Genomic DNA, 16,626 nt, shown 5'->3' with positions numbered 1-16,626 from the left:
TGACGGAGTCACAGCGTTCGTGCGCGGCGGGGCCGCGGACAGGAGAGGGGATCGATGGCGGTCGCGGGGCCCACCGGGCCGGCCTTGAGCCGTGAGGAGGTGGACCGTGCGCTGACGAGGCTCGGCGCGGAGCACGAGGCCGTCGAGTCCTCGCTGCTGGCCCTCCAGGACCATGCCGGCCGGCGCCTGCTGGAGGGCGCGCGGCTGACCGGCGTCACCAGGAGCCGGTGGGAGGTCACCGAGGCGCTGATCACCCAGCTGTGGGTGTACTTCGACGCCTACAGCGACGCACTGGAGGCGGCCCGCGAGCTGCGGGCACGCCGCCGCTGGCCCACCCAGGGCGAGCTGTCCGAACTCACCGACCTGCTGCGCGGCTCCGGCATCACGCTGCCGGCCGGCCCCCCGTCGGCCACCGCCGCCCTGCTGGGCGCCTCGGCCAAGCTGAGCGAACGGCTCAGCCTGCACGAGCTGGTCGACCGGATGAACAGCTGGTACGCGCGCGCCCTGGACGTGGTCGTCGCCGCCGACTCCGTCTGGTCCGCGCTGCCCGCCCGCATCGACCTGCTCGCCGCCGACCTGCAGCGGGCCCGTGCGCTCGCCCACTCGGTCGGCGTGCGGCCCGGCGAGCACCCCTCGGGCGACGACCTCGAGCGGATCGCCGGGGAACTGGCCGCGCTGCGCTCCGAGGTGATAGCCGATCCGCTCGCCTTCTGGGCCCCCGCCCCGGACGGCTCCGCGCCCGGCGCGGGCCGTCCCGACACCGGCCGCTACGACCGCGCCGCCCGCGCCCTGGAGGACGTGCGCCGCGACATCGAGGCCGTCCTGGACGTCCGCCAGGACGCCGAGAAGCGGCTGATGCGCGTGCGCGACGTGCTCTCCCGCGCCGACCGCACCCTCGGCGAGGCGCGCCACGCGCGCGTGGAGGTCCTCTCGAAGATCGCCGCCTTCGAGGTGCCGGCGGTCTCCGGCCCGCCGACCGCGCTCTACGAACAGCTCTCGGCGGCCGCCGAGCTGCGCCGGGCGGCCCAGTGGCACCGGCTCTCGCCGATGCTGGAGAGCCTGGAGCAGCGCGCCGAGGAGGAGCTGCTGCGCGCCCGGGAGTCGCTGACGGCGGTGACCGCGCCGCTGGCCGTCCGCGCCGAGCTGCGCGGGCGCCTGGACGCCTACCGGGCCAAGGCGGCCCGGCTGGGGCTGGCGGAGGACCACTTCGTCGTCGAGCGGTACGACGCGGCGCGCCGGATGCTGTGGAGCGCGCCGTGCGACCTGGTCGCCGCCGAGGGGGCCGTGCTGCGCTTCCAGCAGGCCGTGGCGGAGGCGGCGGCCCCGCCCGCCCGGTCGGCCGTCCCGGGGGCCGCCGAGGGCAGGGGGGAATGATGACGGGCACCGACTGCCAGCGGCCGGAGTGCGCCGGCTCCTACGAGGACGTCGGCGGCGGCGAGCTGTACTGCGGCGAGTGCGGGCTCGCTCCGGTGGTCTCGCCGGGCGGGCAGCTCGGCTCGCCCCCCACCGGGGTCACCCGCGCGGGCGGGCGGGGCGGTTCCTCGGAGGGCGGCGCGGGCAGCGGCTCCTCGGGCCGGTCCTCGTCCGGCTCCGGGTCCGGTTCCGGGTCCTCGGGCTCGTCGCGCCCCTCGTCCCGGTCGTCCGCGCGTTCGTCCTCCTCGCGCAGGTCGGTGCCCGGCCGGCTCTCGCGCTCGCTGACGCGCGGCTCCGACGGCACGCAGGGCACGGCGCCGCCCTCGGTGTCGGTGCGCAGCCGGCAGTCCGGCGCCGCCTCGTCCGGGCGCAGCAAGCTGGGCGCGGGTCTGGTCAGGATGCCGGGCATGCCGCGTCCCGACCCGCGCGCGGCGGTGCTCGAGACGCCGGAGGTGCCCGAGCGCAAGCGGTTCTGCAGCAGGAGCGACTGCGGCGTGCCGGTGGGCCGTTCGCGCGGTGACCGGCCCGGCCGCACGGAGGGCTTCTGCACCAAGTGCGGCCACCCCTACTCGTTCGTGCCCAAGCTGCACCCGGGCGACGTGGTGCGCGGCCAGTACGAGGTCGCCGGGTGCCTGGCGCACGGCGGGCTGGGCTGGATCTACCTGGCCATCGACCGGGCGGTCTCCGACCGCTGGGTGGTGCTCAAGGGCCTGCTCGACACCGGCGACGAGGACGCGCTGGCCGCCGCCGTCTCCGAGCGGCGCTTCCTGGCCGAGATCGAGCACTCCAACATCGTGCGCATCTACAACTTCGTCGAACATCTGGACCAGCGCACCGGCAGCCTCGACGGCTACATCGTCATGGAGTACGTCGGCGGCAAGTCCCTCAAGGAGATCGCCAACGAGCGGCGGCGGCCGGACGGGCGGCGCGATCCGCTGCCGGTGGAGCAGGCGTGCGCGTACGGGATCGAGGCGCTGGAGGCGCTGGCCCATCTGCACAGCCGCAACCTGCTCTACTGCGACTTCAAGGTCGACAACGCCATCCAGCAGCAGGACCAGCTCAAGCTGATCGACATGGGCGCGGTCCGGCGGATGGACGACCACGACAGCCCGATCTACGGCACGGTCGGCTACCAGGCCCCCGAGGTCGCGGAGGTGGGCCCGTCGGTCGCCTCCGACCTGTACACGGTGGCGCGCACCCTGGCGGTGCTCACCTTCGACTTCCAGGGCTACACGAACGTCTTCGCCGACAGCCTGCCCGACCCGGAGAACATCGACGTCTTCACCCGCTACGAGTCCTTCTACCGGCTGCTCGTGCGGGCCACCGACCCCGACCCGGCCCGGCGGTTCGCCTCCGCCGAGGAGATGGCGGACCAGCTGACGGGCGTCCTGCGGGAGGTCGTGGCACTGCAGACGGGCACGCCGCGGCCGGCGCTGTCCACGCTGTTCGGGCCGGAGCCGCGGGTCGTGGACACCCGCCTGTTCGAGGCGTGGACGGGCGAGGTCTCCGCGCTGGGCGAGCGTCCCGCCGGCCGGGAGGCGGCCGGGCCCGCGCCGGACCCGGCGCTGCCGGCCGGCCCGTCGGTGCCCGCCGTCGTGCCGCTGGACGCCCGTGCCACCGCCCTCGCCCTGCCCGTCCCCCTCGTCGACGGCTCCGACCCCAACGCGGGCTTCCTCGCGGGCCTGGTCGCCGGGCGGCCCGCCGAGCTGTACGCGGCGCTGCGGGCGGCCCCGGCCGACTCGCCGGAGCTGCGACTGCGCCGGGTGCGGGCGCAGCTGGAGCTCGGCGAGGACGGCCCAGCGGGGCAGGCCCTGGCCGCTCTGGAGGCCGCGGGGCCCGACGACTGGCGCACCGTCTGGTACCGGGGTGTGCACTCCCTGGCGGTCGGCGCGCACCAGACGGCGGCGCTCTCCTTCGACGCCGTTTACGACGCGTTCCCCGGTGAGACGGCGCCGAAGCTGGCGCTGGGGGTGTGCGCGGAGGTGCTGGGCCAGCTGGACAACGCCGCCGAGTACTACCGTCTGGTGTGGGCGACCGACCCGAGCTTCGTCGGCGCCGCCTTCGCGCTGGCCCGGGTGCGGCTGGCCACCGGCGACCGCGCGGGCGCGGTGAGCGCGCTGGAGTCCGTCCCCGAGGCCTCCATCCACTACACGGCGGCGCGCGTCGCGGCGGTCCGGGCCCGGCTGCGGCAGCGGTCCGCGCGCGACGCGCTGCTGACGGATCTGACCGCGGCCGCCGGCCAAGTGGAGCGGCTCGCGGACTTCGGCCTGGACGCGGTGCGGCGCGAACAGCTGTCGACGGAGGTGCTGGGCGCCGCGCTGGACTGGGTGCTGTCGGGCGGTCAGGGCGCGCCCGCGGCCGGCGCAGCGCCGCCGACGGCGGTGCTGCTCGGCAGCGGCCTGGACGAGCGGGGCCTGCGCTTCGGGCTGGAACGCTCGTACCGCGTGCTCGCACGGCTGGCCCAGCGCGGTGAGGAACGGATCGAACTGGTGGAACGGGCCAACCGTTACCGCCCCAGGACATGGGTGTGATCGATGTCGCAACTGCCCCCACAGCTGACGGCGTGCCCCGTCTGTCACGAGCCACTGGAGCCCGCCGACAACTTCTGCGGAGGCTGCGGAGCGGACCTGGCGGCGGTGCCGCCCGCTCCCGGTGAAGCACTGTCCGGTGCCGGGTGGCGAGCGCCGGACACCCCCGTGGCGCGTGGGGCCGACGACTACCATCTCGCCCCGCCGGCCGGTGCGGTGCCCGCGCAGCCGGCGCACTGCGGCGGCCCCGGCAGAGCCTGTGCGGCCTGCCGGTCGGGCATGATCGACAACGACGGGTACTGCGAACACTGCGGGCACGCACAACCGCGCGAACGGGATCACATGGAGCACGAGTCGGCAGGCGTCGCCGCGGTCACCGACCGCGGCCTGCGCCACCACCGCAACGAGGACGCGTACGCCGTGTCCACCACCGACCTCCCCGGCGGCCGGACGGTCGTCGCGGTCGTCAGCGACGGGGTGTCGTCCGCGGCCCGCCCCGACGAGGCGTCGGCCGCGGCCTGCGCGGCCGCGCACGTCGCCCTGCTGGAGGAGCTGGAGGGGGGCACGCCGCCGCGCGAGGCCACGCACCGGGCGATCCTGCTGGCCGCCGGGGCCGTCGCCGCCCTGGCCGCCAACGACAACCAGCCGCGCGAGCACGACCGCTACCGCCAGGAGAACGCCCCCGCCTGCACGGTCGTCAGCGCCGTCGTCACCGGCGACCTGCTGACCGTCGGCTGGGTCGGCGACAGCCGCGCCTACTGGGTGCCCGACGACCGCTCCACCCAGCCCGCCCGGCTCACCGAGGACGACTCGTGGGCCGCGCAGATGGTGGCGGCGGGCCTGATGTCGGAGGCCGAGGCATACGCCGACGAGCGCGCCCACGCCATCACCGGCTGGCTGGGCGCGGACGCCTACGAGGTGGAGCCGCACACCGCCTCGTACCACCCGGACCGGCCGGGCGTGGTGATCGTGTGCACCGACGGCCTGTGGAACTACGCCGAATCGGCCGAGCACATGGCGGCCGTCGTGCCGCCGGACGCCCGCACACGGCCGCTGGAGTGCGCACGCCGTCTGCTGACGCACGCCCTGGACGGAGGGGGCCACGACAACGTAACAGTGGCCGTGCTGCCGTTCCCCGCCCCGCCCGAGGGGGCAGGATCGGCCTGACGGCCTCAAGGGACCACGGGGGGATCGGTACGCGGTGCCCGCGCGGTGCCGCACCGGGGTCCGCCCGACGCACGCCCATGTGACCACGTGGAGTACGAAGGAGCGGATCGGGATGGCCAACTTCTCCAAGCCGAGCGTGCCGCGGTTCTCGGTGGACGTCTTCCAGAACGTCAACCTTCCCGAGGGGGCCCGTGAGGTCAACGCGATCGTCACCGTCGTCGCCGGCGACGGCACGGGGGAGACGCCGCTGCTGCCGTCGCTGTCCCCCGCGTCGGTCTCCCTGGGCGCCGCCGATCCGGACGCCGCGGTGGTCATCATGGTCGACTGCTCGGGCTCGATGGACTACCCGCCCGCCAAGATGCGCAACGCCCGTGACGCCACGGCCGCCGCCATCGACTCGCTGCGCGACGGCGTCGCCTTCGCGGTGATCGCCGGCACCCACCAGGCCCGCGAGGTCTACCCCACGGGCGGGCGGCTGTCGGTGGCCGACGCCATGACGCGCCGGCAGGCCAAGGAGGCGCTGCGCAAGCTCTCCCCCGGCGGCGGCACGGCCATCGGCACCTGGCTGCGCCTGGCCGACCGGCTGCTGTCCTCCTCCGACGCCTCCATACGCCACGGCATCCTGCTCACCGACGGGCGCAACGAGCACGAGGAGCCGGACGCCCTGCGGGCCTCGCTGCGGACGTGCGCGGGCCGGTTCACCTGCGACGCGCGCGGCGTGGGGACGGACTGGGAGGTCAAGGAGGTCACCGGCATAGCCTCGGCCCTGCTGGGCAGCGCCGACATCGTCGCCGACCCGGCCGGACTGGCCACGGACTTCACCGCCATGATGGAGGCCGTCATGGGCAAGGAGATCGGCGACGTCTCCCTGCGGCTGTGGACCCCGCAGGGCGCGGAGGTGCTGTTCGTCAAGCAGGTCGCCCCCACGGTCGAGGAACTGACGGACCGCCGGACCGAGGCCGGTCCGCGCACGGGCGACTACCCGACCGGGGCCTGGGGCGACGAGTCGCGGGACTACCACGTGTGCGTGCGGGTGCCGAGCGCCCACGTGGGCCAGGAGATGCTGGCCGCCCGTGTCTCCCTGGTCCTGCCCACCCCCGACGGCGTCCCGCCGCACGTCCTGGCCCAGGGCCTGGTGCGGGCGGTGTGGACGGACGACCTGGTGGCCTCGACGTCCATCAACCCGCAGGTCGCGCACTACACGGGCCAGGCCGAGCTGGCCCAGGCCATCCAGCAGGGACTGGACCTGCGCAAGTCCGGGGACCTCGACGGGGCCACCGCCAAGCTCGGCCGCGCGGTGCAGCTGGCCAGCCGCTCCGGCCACGAGGACACCGCGAAGCTGCTCGCCAAGGTGGTGGACGTGGTGGACGCCGCGAACGGTACTGTGCGGCTGAAGACGAAGGTCTCGGAGGAAGCGGAGATGACGCTCGAGACACGCTCCACCAAGACCGTTCGCGTCAAGAAATGACGAGGGGGAATCCACCGCCATGCCGACCTGCCCGAACGGCCACCAGTCCGGGGCCGACGACTGGTGCGAGGTGTGCGGCCACCGGATGCCGGCGGCCGGCGCGCCTGCCACCGTCCCCCCGCCGCCGTCCGCCCCGCCGTCCACGCCTCCGTCCGGCACCGGCGGCTACGGATTCGCCGGCGACCCCACCGTCCAGGCGGAGCTGTGCCCGCAGTGCCGCACGCCCCGCGAGGCGCAGGCGCCCTTCTGCGAGGAGTGCCGCTACAACTTCGCCACCCGTACGGCCAACCCCTACGCGCCGCCGCCCCCGCCCGTGCAGGGTTTCCAGTCGGCGCCGCCGCCCCCGCCGCAGCACGCCCAGCCCCCGCAGAGCTTCGACTACCACGGCTCCCGCCCGTCCCGGGTCAACCGCCCGGCCGAGCCCCTGCCGCCGCCGGGCCCCTCGCAGACGTTCGGCGGCGAGGACGACTGGGTGCTCTCCCCGCCCGGCGCGCCGGCCGCCGCCTCCGGCCCGTACTCCTACGAGCACCAGGGCGAGCGGAGCGCGGCCGAGGGCGGGCCGCGGCCGGTGCCGCCGTCGTCCGGGGTGCCCGCGCAGACCGGCGGCTGGGTGGCGGTCGTCGCGCCCGACCGGGAGTACTTCCTGTCGATGATGAACCGCAGCGGCCCGGAGGCGGCGGGGCTGAACCTGCCCGCGTACTCCCCCGAGCTGCGCTTCCCCCTCGGCGGCCACCAGGTCACCATCGGCCGCCGCCGGCACAGCACGGGCGAGTCGCCGGACATCGACCTGTCCCGTCCGCCGGAGGACCCGGGCGTCTCCCACCAGCACGCCATGCTGGTGCAGCAGCCCGACGGCAGCTGGGCGGTCGTCGACCAGGACTCCACCAACGGCACCACGGTCAACGGTTCCGAGGACCCCATCCAGCCCTATGTGCCCGTCCCCCTGCGCGAGGGCGACCGGGTACACGTGGGGGCCTGGACGACGATCACGGTTCGGCGGGGCTGACGGGGCGGGGGAGCCGGGAGGCGTGCGGGGGCTGGGAGGGCCGCGCGGGCCGGAAGAGTCCTAAGCCGCCGGTCCTCGGCCGGGAGGTCTGAGACCATGGAGGCGTGAATGAGATTCCGCGCGGCACGCTTCAGGAGCAGACCTTCTACGAGCAGGTCGGCGGCGAGGAGACCTTCCGGCGCCTGGTCCACCGCTTCTACCAGGGCGTGGCCGGGGATCCCCTGCTGCGGCCGATGTACCCGGAGGAGGACCTCGGCCCGGCCGAGGAGCGCCTGGTGCTCTTCCTGATGCAGTACTGGGGCGGCCCGCGCACCTACAGCGAGAACCGCGGCCACCCGCGGCTGCGGATGCGCCACGCACCGTTCACGGTCGACCGCGCCGCGCACGACGCGTGGCTGCGGCACATGCGTGACGCGGTGGACGAGCTGGAGCTGGCGCCTGAGCTGGAGCGGCAGCTGTGGAGCTACCTGACGTACGCGGCCGCGTCCATGGTCAACACCCGGGACTGACGGCCGCCCGCCTCACGCGGTGAGGCTCAGGCGGGAATGCTCAGGCGGTGAGGCTCAGGCGGTGAGGCTCAGGCGGGGGTGACCGTCAGGTCCCGCAGGCCGCCGGTGCGCACGGCCACGGAGCCGTAGGGGGTGCGCAGGCGCAGCCAGCCGCGGGCGGCGAACAGGGCCAGCGGCTCGGGCGCGGGGCCCGTCGCCCCGGCCGGCCGGGGCGCCCGTCCGGAGGCCGTAAGTGAGCGCAGGAAGCCCAGCGACTGCGCGGCGTGCGCGGCGCGCAGCGGCAGGCCGGTGTCGCCCAGGGTGCGGGACCAGATCTCCCGGCCGATGCGGTCGCGCTCGGCGCGGGTGCGGCGCTGCTCGGGCAGCGCCTCGTCGCGGGCCCGGAACTCCGCTACCGCCGCCGCCACCGCGCCGCGGACGTCCGCCGCGCCGGGGAACGGCTCGACGCGCTGCCAGCCGCCGCGCGGCGGCAGGACGCCGGCCCAGGGCGGGCCCGTGACGGCCTCGGGCACCACGACCTCCAGGCCGCCGCCGGCCCTCGGGTCGCCGTTGTCGAGCGCGTCGGCGAGCTGGCCGGCCGAGACGGTCACGTCCAGCGTGGCGTCGGCGGCCAGCCGGGCCGTGCGGATGGCGAGGACCTCGAAGGACGGCGGGCGTCCGAACACGCCGAGGACCCCGCCGCCCGCCTGGAGCCGTACCGCGGCGGCGCGGTCGTAGTGGATCAGCCGGGCCAGGAAGGCGGCCAGATCGGCCGCCTCCCCGGCGTCGGCGAAGCACAGTCGGTGCATCAGCCCCGGGTCAGCTTCTTGTAGGTGGCACGGTGCGGACGGGCCGCGTCCGGGCCGAGGCGCTCGATCTTGTTCTTCTCGTACGACTCGAAGTTGCCCTCGAACCAGAACCACTTGGAGTCACCCTCGTAGGCGAGGATGTGGGTGGCCACCCGGTCCAGGAACCAGCGGTCGTGGGAGACGACCACCGCGGCGCCGGGGAAGTCCAGCAGCGCGTTCTCGAGCGAGGAGAGGGTCTCGACGTCGAGGTCGTTGGTCGGCTCGTCGAGGAGCAGCAGGTTGCCGCCCTGCTTGAGGGTGAGCGCCAGGTTGAGGCGGTTGCGCTCACCACCGGAGAGCACACCGGCCGGCTTCTGCTGGTCCGGGCCCTTGAAGCCGAACGCGGAGACGTAGGCGCGCGAGGGCATCTCGACCTGGCCGACGTTGATGTAGTCCAGCTCGTCGGAGACGACGGCCCACAGCGTCTTCTTGGGGTCGATGTTGGCGCGGCTCTGGTCGACGTAGGAGATCTTGACGGTCTCGCCGACCTTGATGGTGCCGGAGTCCGGCTTCTCCAGGCCCTGGATCATCTTGAAGAGCGTGGTCTTGCCGGCGCCGTTCGGGCCGATCACGCCGACGATGCCGTTGCGCGGCAGGGTGAAGGACAGGTCGTCGATGAGGACCTTGTCACCGAAGGCCTTGGAGAGGTTGTTGACCTCGACCACGACGGAGCCCAGGCGCGGGCCCGGCGGGATCTGGATCTCCTCGAAGTCCAGCTTCCGCATCTTGTCGGCCTCGGCCGCCATCTCCTCGTAACGGGCGAGGCGGGCCTTGGACTTGGCCTGGCGGCCCTTGGCGTTGGAGCGGACCCACTCCAGCTCTTCCTTGAGGCGCTTCTGGCGCTTGGCGTCCTTCTGGCCCTCGACCTTCAGACGGGCGGCCTTGTTCTCCAGGTAGGTGGAGTAGTTGCCCTCGTAGGGGTGGGCGCGGCCGCGGTCGAGCTCGAGGATCCACTCGGCGACGTTGTCGAGGAAGTACCGGTCGTGGGTGATCGCCACGACGGTGCCCGCGTACTTGGCCAGGTGCTGCTCCAGCCAGTTCACGGACTCGGCGTCGAGGTGGTTGGTGGGCTCGTCGAGCAGCAGCAGGTCGGGGGCCTCGAGCAGCAGCTTGCAGAGCGCCACGCGGCGCTTCTCGCCACCGGAGAGATTGACGACCGGCCAGTCGGCGGGCGGGCAGCCCAGGGCGTCCATGGCCTGCTCGAGCTGGGCGTCGAGGTCCCAGGCGTTGGAGTGGTCGAGCTCCTCCTGGAGCTTGCCCATCTCATCGAGCAGCGCGTCGGAGTAGTCGGTCGCCATCAGCTCGGCGATCTCGTTGAACCGGTCGAGCTTGCCCTTGACCTCGGCGACGCCGTCCTGGACGTTCTCGAGGACGGTCTTGTTCTCGTCGAGCTCCGGCTCCTGCATCAGGATGCCCACGGTGTAGCCGGGCGAGAGGAAGGCGTCGCCGTTGGACGGCTGCTCGAGACCGGCCATGATCTTGAGCACGGTGGACTTACCGGCGCCGTTGGGGCCGACCACACCGATCTTCGCACCGGGCAGGAAGCTCAGCGTCACGTCATCGAGGATGACCTTGTCGCCGTGCGCCTTGCGCGTCTTGCGCATGGTGTAGATGTACTCAGCCAAGAGAAACCGTCCGGCAATCGAGAAGGGCCAATTTGCGGCTCCGCCGCGTGAGGGCAGATACACCCCATCTTGCCGTACCGGTAGCCCTGGGCGGAAACGCGTTGCGGCGACGTGCCGGTGACCGTGGGAACTCCCCCGGTCACCGACCGTGCGCGACGCGCCGCGCGCCCGGGGCTACTCGCCCGCGGCCGTGTGTTTGCGGCGCAGGGCGAAGACCGCGCCGCCGCCGGCCACGATGAGGGCGATGGCCACGCCCGCTATGACGGGAGTGGTGCTGCTGCCGCCGGTGCTCGCCAGGTCACCACCGGTGGTGGAGCCGGTGGAGCCGGTAGTGGAGCCGCCCGAGCCGCCGGTGGTCTTCGCGGACGCCGGGGTGGGAGTGGCGGAGGAGGGGGATCCGGTGCTGCCGGCGCCGCCGCTCGAGCCGCCGGTGCTGCCGGTCTCGGCGGTCCTGCAGTCCAGGATTCCGGAGAACGTCCTGGAGAAGCCGTTCGGCCCGGTGATCGTGAACTTGTACGCCTGGTCCTCGCCGACCTTCACCAGCGCCGTCTCCGAGCCGCCCGGCCGCACCGTGTGCCTTCTACCCTCCAGCTCGAAGGTGAACGGCTGGTCGCCCTTGTTGTCGGCGGTGACCTCCACGCCGCCCTTCGCACAGTTCTTCCTCGCGCTCAGGGCGGGTATCGCACCCTTGCTCGCCCAGTTCGCGGTGGCGGTGGCGGAGACGGTGCTCTCGCTGGAGCCGGCCAGGATCATCGTCTGGGTCCTGGTGTGGTCGCCGATGAAGGCGCGGCCGACGGGGACCTTGGTGGCGGCCGTGGCCTTCAGGGAGACCGAGCCGTCGGGGGCGCCGGCGGGCACGTCGACGTAGAGCTCCTTGCCGCCCGACGTGGTGGTGACCGGCTTGCCGGCCTTGTCGACCACCTTCACGCCCTTGCTCGCGGCGTCCCCGGAGGGGGTGACGGTGACACTGCCCGCATCGGTGCGGACGGTGACGGGGCCGATCCGCTGCCCGGACTTCCCCGAGACGGCCGGCGGGGCGAGAGTGAGGGAGGCCTTGGGCTCCTCGGCGCTCTCGGCGCTCTTGTGGAGGTAGTCGGCGAGCTTCTCGGCGGCGGGGTTGCGGGCCTCGACGTCGACGTTGTCCGAGTAGCGCCAGATGGCGACCTGGGTGCCGGCGGCCGCGGTGTTGGCGTCGAGGGTGCCGGCGCCGGAGGCCTTGGCGAGCGCGGCGAGGTCGTTGACCTGTGGGTAGGAGTGCTCGAGGATCCAGCGGATCCTGCCCGCGTTCTTGTTGGCGTGCAGGGAGGACTCGCTCCAGCTCGTCTCCTTGTACTTCGCCCCGTCGACGGTGTTGGTGAGGATGTCGACGCAGTACGTCTGGAGCGTGCCGCCGCCGTCGACCTTCATCTCGAACAGCCCGGCCATCACGTTGCCCGTCTTGCGCCGGTCGTACACCACGGCCCCGCCGCCCGCCGTGACGCGGCCGAGCGTGGCGGTCACCCCGCCCTGGCCGCTCCGGCTCTGCGGGGTCCCGGCTGCCGTCGCGTCACCGGCCGTCGCGATGGCGCCGCCCACGGTCAGGCCTGTCGTCAGAATCGCCACGGCAAGGCGCTTCACGCCCCGCCTCTTCAGAGAGTTCATGGATTTCCTTTCGGGCGGGCGCGGCTCACACCAAGGTCCGCACGGACCTTCGCGGGCGCGCCCCACCGGGCAACTCAAAACTCAGAAGCCCCCGTTGCTACGGAGGGGATCTTAAGGAGCGGTCAGAAGCCGATCCCCGCGCATGCCTTCGCAGGCCCGATCCGAATCGGAATCGTTACCACCGGGGCGGATGCGATCCGGAATTGTCGATAAATCCCTGGGACAAACACCGCATTTCACAGGGGCGTCGCCACGGCCGGACCGGGCATCGCCGCAGCACCCGCCGGTTCGAGACCGCCCGGACCGCCACTCGCCACCCGCACCGGCTCGAGCGGCAGCGGCCGGGCCGGTGACACTCTGCGGAACGCCGACGTACCGCGCGTGAGGTCATGCCCGATCGACACCGCGTCGATGTCGGCCGAGACCCAGCGCTTCCCCTCGCGCTCCTGGTCCTGGATTCTCAACTTTCCCTGCACGATGACGGGTTCGCCCACCGATACCGAACCCACCACGTTCGCCGCCAGCGTGCGCCACGCCCACACCGTGTAGAAGCTGGTGTACGCGTCCGCCCACTCCTCCTGTTGCCGGTCCCAGCGGCGCACGGTCGCCGCCAGCCGGAACCGGGAGACGGCCGCGCCGTTCGCCGCCTCGCGGAAATCGGGCTGCGTGGCCACGTTGCCCACGACCGTCACCAATGTCTCGTTCACTGTGAACGCCTCCCCCGTCGTTCGTTCCCGGGGTTCATGGTGCCCTCGACCGCCGGCACCCACGGGGGCCTGTGGACGGCCACCGTGGTTGTGGACAACTCCGTCACCCACCCGGGCAACCAGCGCCCCTCCAGGCAGCCACGGCCCGTACCGCCCCATCGGACACGCCTAGGCCTCCCCCGCCGCGATCACGAACTGCGCCCGCACCTCCCGGTAGCGCAGCAGCTCCGCCGCGACCGGCTCCAGCACCCGCGCCCGGCCGCACCCCGCCGCCGCGCCCCGCAGCCGGTGCTCCGTCTCCAGCCCGTACCCGCGCGCCGGCCCCCGGGCCGCGATCCGGCCGCACCACGCCAGCACGGGACCGCCCAGGCTGCCCCCCGCCAGCAGCGCCGCCGACAGCCACCACGGCCCACCGAAGTCGCCGGTGAACACGCCCACCAGCCAGACCGCACCCAGCAGTTGCATGGCCAGCAGGGACCACTGCGCCGCCGCGATCGCCGCCCACCAGCGGGGCCGTACCCCTCGCGCCGTGCCGCCCGCACCTGTCGCCGCGGTCTCGGCGGCCGCGATCGCCACCTCGTCCAGCGCCTCCGCCAGCCCTTCCGCGCCGCGTGCCGCCGCCTCGCGCACGGCCTGCGCCCAGGGTCCGGGCAGCCCCGCCGAGGCCTCGTACGCCAGGGCCCGCACGGCCCGTTCGACCAGCGGCCGCGAGGCCGTGCGGCGCGGAGCCACCGGGTAGCCGCCGAGCTCGGCGTCCTCGTCGGCGCGAGCGCGGGCACGGGCGCCCAGGAACAGCCGGTCGTGCCAGCCGCGCACCCGCTTCAGCGACGTGCCGCAGGCCCGCTCGGCGTCCCGCCGCCAGGCCCGTTCCGCCGCCAGCCCCGCGGCCTGGGCGCCCACCGCCTCCGCCAGACGGTCCTCGAACTCCTGCCGCGCCCGTTGCGTCAGCCCCGGCCGCCCGTCGGCCACGTACGCCTTGCGCAGCCTGCTCGAGACCCCGTCCACGTCCGCCGCCAGCCGCAGCTCCGCCGCGCACCTCCGGGAGGTGAACATGCCGAGCGCCTCGCGCAGTTCGCCGACGCCCTCGCCCGTCAGCGCCGACAGCGCCAGCACCGCGGCTCCGGGCTCGCCGTGCTCGCCGAGTGCCAGGCCGTCCTCGTCCAGGAGACGTCGCAGGTCGTCCAGGACCTGGTCCGCGGCGTCCGCCGACAGCCGGTCCACCTGGTTGAGCACGACGAACGTCACCTCCGCGTAGCCGGCCAGCGGCCGCAGGTAGCGCTCGTGCAGCACCGCGTCCGCGTACTTCTCCGGATCCACCACCCAGATCACCGCGTCCACCAGGCCCAGCAGCCGGTCGACCTGCTCGCGGTGGCCGACCGCCGCGGAGTCGTGGTCGGGCAGGTCCAGCAGGACCAGGCCGCTGAGCGCCGGGTCGTACGGGCGCACCGGCTGCCGGCGGGCGCGGGCGGGGATGCCGAGGCGGTCCAGCAGTCCGTCGGCGCGGTCGGTCCAGGCGCAGGAGACGGGCATCGCGGTGGTGGGCCGGCGCACTCCGGCCTCCGAGAGCTGGGCCCGCGCGAGGGCGTTGAACAGCGAGGACTTGCCGCTGCCGGTGGATCCCGCCAGCGCCACCACCGTCAGGTCCAGTGAGTGCCGGTGGCGGGCCGCGGCCTCCTCCAGCACCCGTCCGGCCTCGGCGAGCGTGCGCCGGTCCAGCCGGGCCCGGGAGAGGCCGACCAGCTCGCGCAGCGCGTCCAGGCGCGGGCGCAGGGCCTGGCCGGCGGGCGAGGTGGTGACGCGGGGCCCGGTGGGCACCAGTGGGCGGGTGACCGGGACCAGCCGTTCGGGCTCGTCGCCGGGGCGGACGCCGCCGTCGGAGCGGCCGCGGCGCGCGATCAGGCCGTCGTTCCAGAAGCGGCCCACGTCATCTGCTGACGGCACGGCGGTCATCTCTCCTTCTGCAGTAGGGACAGCACCGCGATGAGTTCGACCTGGTGGTCGGGGGTCAGGTCGAGCGCCTCGAGCGGCGCCGTCCTGCGGTCCCGCTCGCTGTCGAACACCTTCTCCAGGCAGTCGGCCAGCAGTTCGCCGCCCCGGTCGCGCAGCCGCAGCGCGACCGCCGCGCCGAACGTCCTGGCCAGGGTGTCCCCCGCGGAGCTCGCCCGGCCGCCGCCCAGCAGCGCCGCCGCCAGCAGCGCGGCGGTCTTCTCGGCCTCGTTGCCGCGGTCGCGTTCGGCCGCCCGCACCTCCTCCTGGGCGATCTCCTCCAGACAGCGCCGCCAGCGGCGCACCGCCACCCCGATGCGGCCGCTCGCACCGTCGGGGTCGCGGGGCCCGAGGGCGGCGTCGGCGGCCGGATCGCCACCGCAGGCGGCGGCAATCTCCTCGTCGGCGGCGTCGGCGGCGCACGTCAGCAACGCGATGACGGAGCCGGTGAGCGCGGTCAGCAGCTCGTCGGGGGTGCTGTCGTGGGGATGCCCACGCCAGTGCGTGAGCGCGTCACCGGCCAGCGCCTCCCCCGCCGCGATCTCGCGCCGGACGCGCTCGACCGCGCGCCCGTACGCCTCCTCCACGCTCTGCAGCATCCGTACGGCCGCTGCGTGCTGGACGGCCGACGCTCCGGCCAGTCCGGGCAGTCGCGAGCCCAGTGAGGAGAGCACCCCTCTGGCGGTACGGGCGGTGGCCACCATCCGGGCGGCCGGGTCCTCGGCCCGCTGGGCGAGCCAGGCGCGCAACCCCGCGACGGCGGTGGCGGGCAGCAGCCCGCTGCCGTCGGCGGACTCGGGCAGCTCGGGAATGGTGAAGCGGGGCACGTCGCCCAGGCCCGCGTTCTCCAGCAGCGCGTCGTACTGCCGGCTGACCTCGACGGCCACCTGGTGCGGCACCCGGTCCAGGACGGTGACGAGCGTGACGTCGTACTCCTTGGCCGTGCGCAGCAGGTGCCAGGGCACCGCATCGGCGTACCGGGTCGCGGTGGTGACGAGTACCCAGATGTCTGCGGCGCAGATCAGCGCGGCGGCCAGATCGCGGTTGTGGGCAACGAGCGAGTCGATATCGGGCGCGTCGAGGAGGGCGAGTCCGAGGGGGAGGGCCCGGTCGGTCTCGATGCGCAGGGCGAAGGGCTCGTGCTCCGTTCCTTCCGCCGCGTCGTCGTCCACCGCCTCGGCCTCGTACGCCGCGGCGGCGCACTCCTGAACCGGCACCCACACCCGTTGCAGCCGGGGCAGCACGCGCGATCCGGCGAACCAGTGGTGATCGTCCGGATGGCAGACGAGGACAGGCGTACGAGTTGTCGGCCGCAGCACCCCGGCCTCAGTGACCCGGCGCCCCACGAGCGAGTTGACCAGAGTGGACTTCCCCGCCCCGGTGGACCCTCCGACGACGGCCAGCAACGGCGCTTCGGGGGCGCACAGGCGGGGCACCAAGTAGTCGTCGAGCTGCGCCAGGAGCTCGGCCCGGTTCCGGCGGGCGCGGGCGGCGCCCGGGAGGGGGAGCGGAAAGCGTGCGGCGTCCACGCGGTCACGCAGTGCGGACAGCGCGTCGAGCAGTCGGGGCCGTACGTCCAAGGTCGCCACACGTGCAGAATGCCCAATTCTGGTGTGATTTTGAAGCGTATAGCCCTTGGCGCGCGAGGCGTGGCGCAAGGGGCCCAGGCATAACGAGTGCACAACACCCGGCGCCAGTGGCGTCAAAAACGATGCGAAATTCGCACCTGCCTGCGATTATCAGGACCGC

12 protein-coding genes are annotated in these 16,626 nt (G+C 74.0%); 6 read left to right on the top strand and 6 right to left on the bottom strand.

What is annotated here, in order from left to right:
• Window positions 1-54 precede the first annotated feature (54 nt).
• From ACIG36_RS01420 to ACIG36_RS01395, 6 genes are all read left to right on the top strand, one after another.
• Window positions 55-1,374 carry a hypothetical protein gene (locus ACIG36_RS01420; protein WP_399920034.1) on the top strand — a complete coding sequence of 440 codons (1,320 nt, stop codon included), beginning with the start codon at window positions 55-57 and terminating at the stop codon, window positions 1,372-1,374.
• Complete coding sequence (locus tag ACIG36_RS01415; protein ID WP_399920031.1) at window positions 1,371-3,944, top strand: tetratricopeptide repeat protein; 2,574 nt, start codon at window positions 1,371-1,373, stop codon at window positions 3,942-3,944. Before ACIG36_RS01420 ends, ACIG36_RS01415 begins: the two co-directional genes overlap by 4 nt.
• 3 nt (window positions 3,945-3,947) lie before the next feature.
• Window positions 3,948-5,108, top strand: a complete 1,161-nt coding sequence (locus ACIG36_RS01410) for a protein phosphatase 2C domain-containing protein (protein WP_399920029.1) — start codon at window positions 3,948-3,950, stop codon at window positions 5,106-5,108.
• Between the two features lie 112 nt (window positions 5,109-5,220).
• On the top strand, window positions 5,221-6,576 hold the full coding sequence (locus ACIG36_RS01405) for a VWA domain-containing protein (protein ID WP_399922113.1): 1,356 nt from the start codon (window positions 5,221-5,223) through the stop codon (window positions 6,574-6,576).
• Between the two features lie 19 nt (window positions 6,577-6,595).
• Window positions 6,596-7,582, top strand: coding sequence for an FHA domain-containing protein (locus ACIG36_RS01400; RefSeq protein ID WP_399920026.1), 987 nt, complete (start codon window positions 6,596-6,598; stop codon window positions 7,580-7,582).
• A gap of 104 nt (window positions 7,583-7,686) precedes the next feature.
• Window positions 7,687-8,091 (top strand): globin, encoded by a 405-nt coding sequence (locus ACIG36_RS01395; RefSeq protein ID WP_399920023.1) that lies wholly within the window; start codon window positions 7,687-7,689, stop codon window positions 8,089-8,091.
• A gap of 68 nt (window positions 8,092-8,159) precedes the next feature.
• On the opposite strand, the gene ACIG36_RS01390 is transcribed toward ACIG36_RS01395, so the two are convergent.
• From ACIG36_RS01390 to ACIG36_RS01365, 6 genes are all read right to left on the bottom strand, one after another.
• Window positions 8,160-8,879: a hypothetical protein gene (locus tag ACIG36_RS01390; RefSeq protein ID WP_399920020.1), complete on the bottom strand. Its 720-nt coding sequence runs from the start codon at window positions 8,877-8,879 to the stop codon at window positions 8,160-8,162.
• Complete coding sequence (gene ettA / locus ACIG36_RS01385) at window positions 8,879-10,543, bottom strand: energy-dependent translational throttle protein EttA (RefSeq protein ID WP_399920017.1); 1,665 nt, start codon at window positions 10,541-10,543, stop codon at window positions 8,879-8,881. The genes ACIG36_RS01390 and ettA overlap by 1 nt, the downstream gene beginning before the upstream one ends.
• Window positions 10,544-10,717: 174 nt before the next feature.
• The gene (locus tag ACIG36_RS01380) at window positions 10,718-12,184 is read right to left on the bottom strand and encodes a Cys-Gln thioester bond-forming surface protein (protein WP_399920014.1); all 1,467 of its coding nucleotides are present in this window, start codon (window positions 12,182-12,184) and stop codon (window positions 10,718-10,720) included.
• A gap of 236 nt (window positions 12,185-12,420) precedes the next feature.
• Window positions 12,421-12,891: a single-stranded DNA-binding protein gene (locus ACIG36_RS01375; RefSeq protein WP_399920010.1), complete on the bottom strand. Its 471-nt coding sequence runs from the start codon at window positions 12,889-12,891 to the stop codon at window positions 12,421-12,423.
• A gap of 168 nt (window positions 12,892-13,059) precedes the next feature.
• Window positions 13,060-14,841 (bottom strand): GTPase, encoded by a 1,782-nt coding sequence (locus ACIG36_RS01370; RefSeq protein ID WP_399920007.1) that lies wholly within the window; start codon window positions 14,839-14,841, stop codon window positions 13,060-13,062.
• Window positions 14,838-16,457: a dynamin family protein gene (locus tag ACIG36_RS01365; protein WP_399922110.1), complete on the bottom strand. Its 1,620-nt coding sequence runs from the start codon at window positions 16,455-16,457 to the stop codon at window positions 14,838-14,840. Before ACIG36_RS01365 ends, ACIG36_RS01370 begins: the two co-directional genes overlap by 4 nt.
• Window positions 16,458-16,626: the final 169 nt, after the last annotated feature.

The sequence above is a fragment of the Streptomyces sp. NPDC053048 genome (genome assembly GCF_044547045.1).
Lineage (GTDB): Bacteria > Actinomycetota > Actinomycetes > Streptomycetales > Streptomycetaceae > Streptomyces.
The sequence above is the reverse complement of the archived record's forward strand: the minus strand, read 5'-3'. Positions and strand labels throughout refer to the sequence as shown.

Excerpts from the sequence above, each read along its gene's own strand:
- ACIG36_RS01420 (WP_399920034.1), top strand. The coding sequence starts at position 55 with ATGGCGGTCGCGGGGCCCACCGGGCCGGCCTTGAGCCGTGAGGAGGTG.
- ACIG36_RS01415 (WP_399920031.1), top strand. The coding sequence starts at position 1,371 with ATGATGACGGGCACCGACTGCCAGCGGCCGGAGTGCGCCGGCTCCTAC.
- ACIG36_RS01410 (WP_399920029.1), top strand. The coding sequence starts at position 3,948 with ATGTCGCAACTGCCCCCACAGCTGACGGCGTGCCCCGTCTGTCACGAG.
- ACIG36_RS01405 (WP_399922113.1), top strand. The coding sequence starts at position 5,221 with ATGGCCAACTTCTCCAAGCCGAGCGTGCCGCGGTTCTCGGTGGACGTC.
- ACIG36_RS01400 (WP_399920026.1), top strand. The coding sequence starts at position 6,596 with ATGCCGACCTGCCCGAACGGCCACCAGTCCGGGGCCGACGACTGGTGC.
- ACIG36_RS01390 (WP_399920020.1), bottom strand. The coding sequence starts at position 8,879 with ATGCACCGACTGTGCTTCGCCGACGCCGGGGAGGCGGCCGATCTGGCC.
- ACIG36_RS01380 (WP_399920014.1), bottom strand. The coding sequence starts at position 12,184 with ATGAACTCTCTGAAGAGGCGGGGCGTGAAGCGCCTTGCCGTGGCGATT.
- ACIG36_RS01370 (WP_399920007.1), bottom strand. The coding sequence starts at position 14,841 with ATGACCGCCGTGCCGTCAGCAGATGACGTGGGCCGCTTCTGGAACGAC.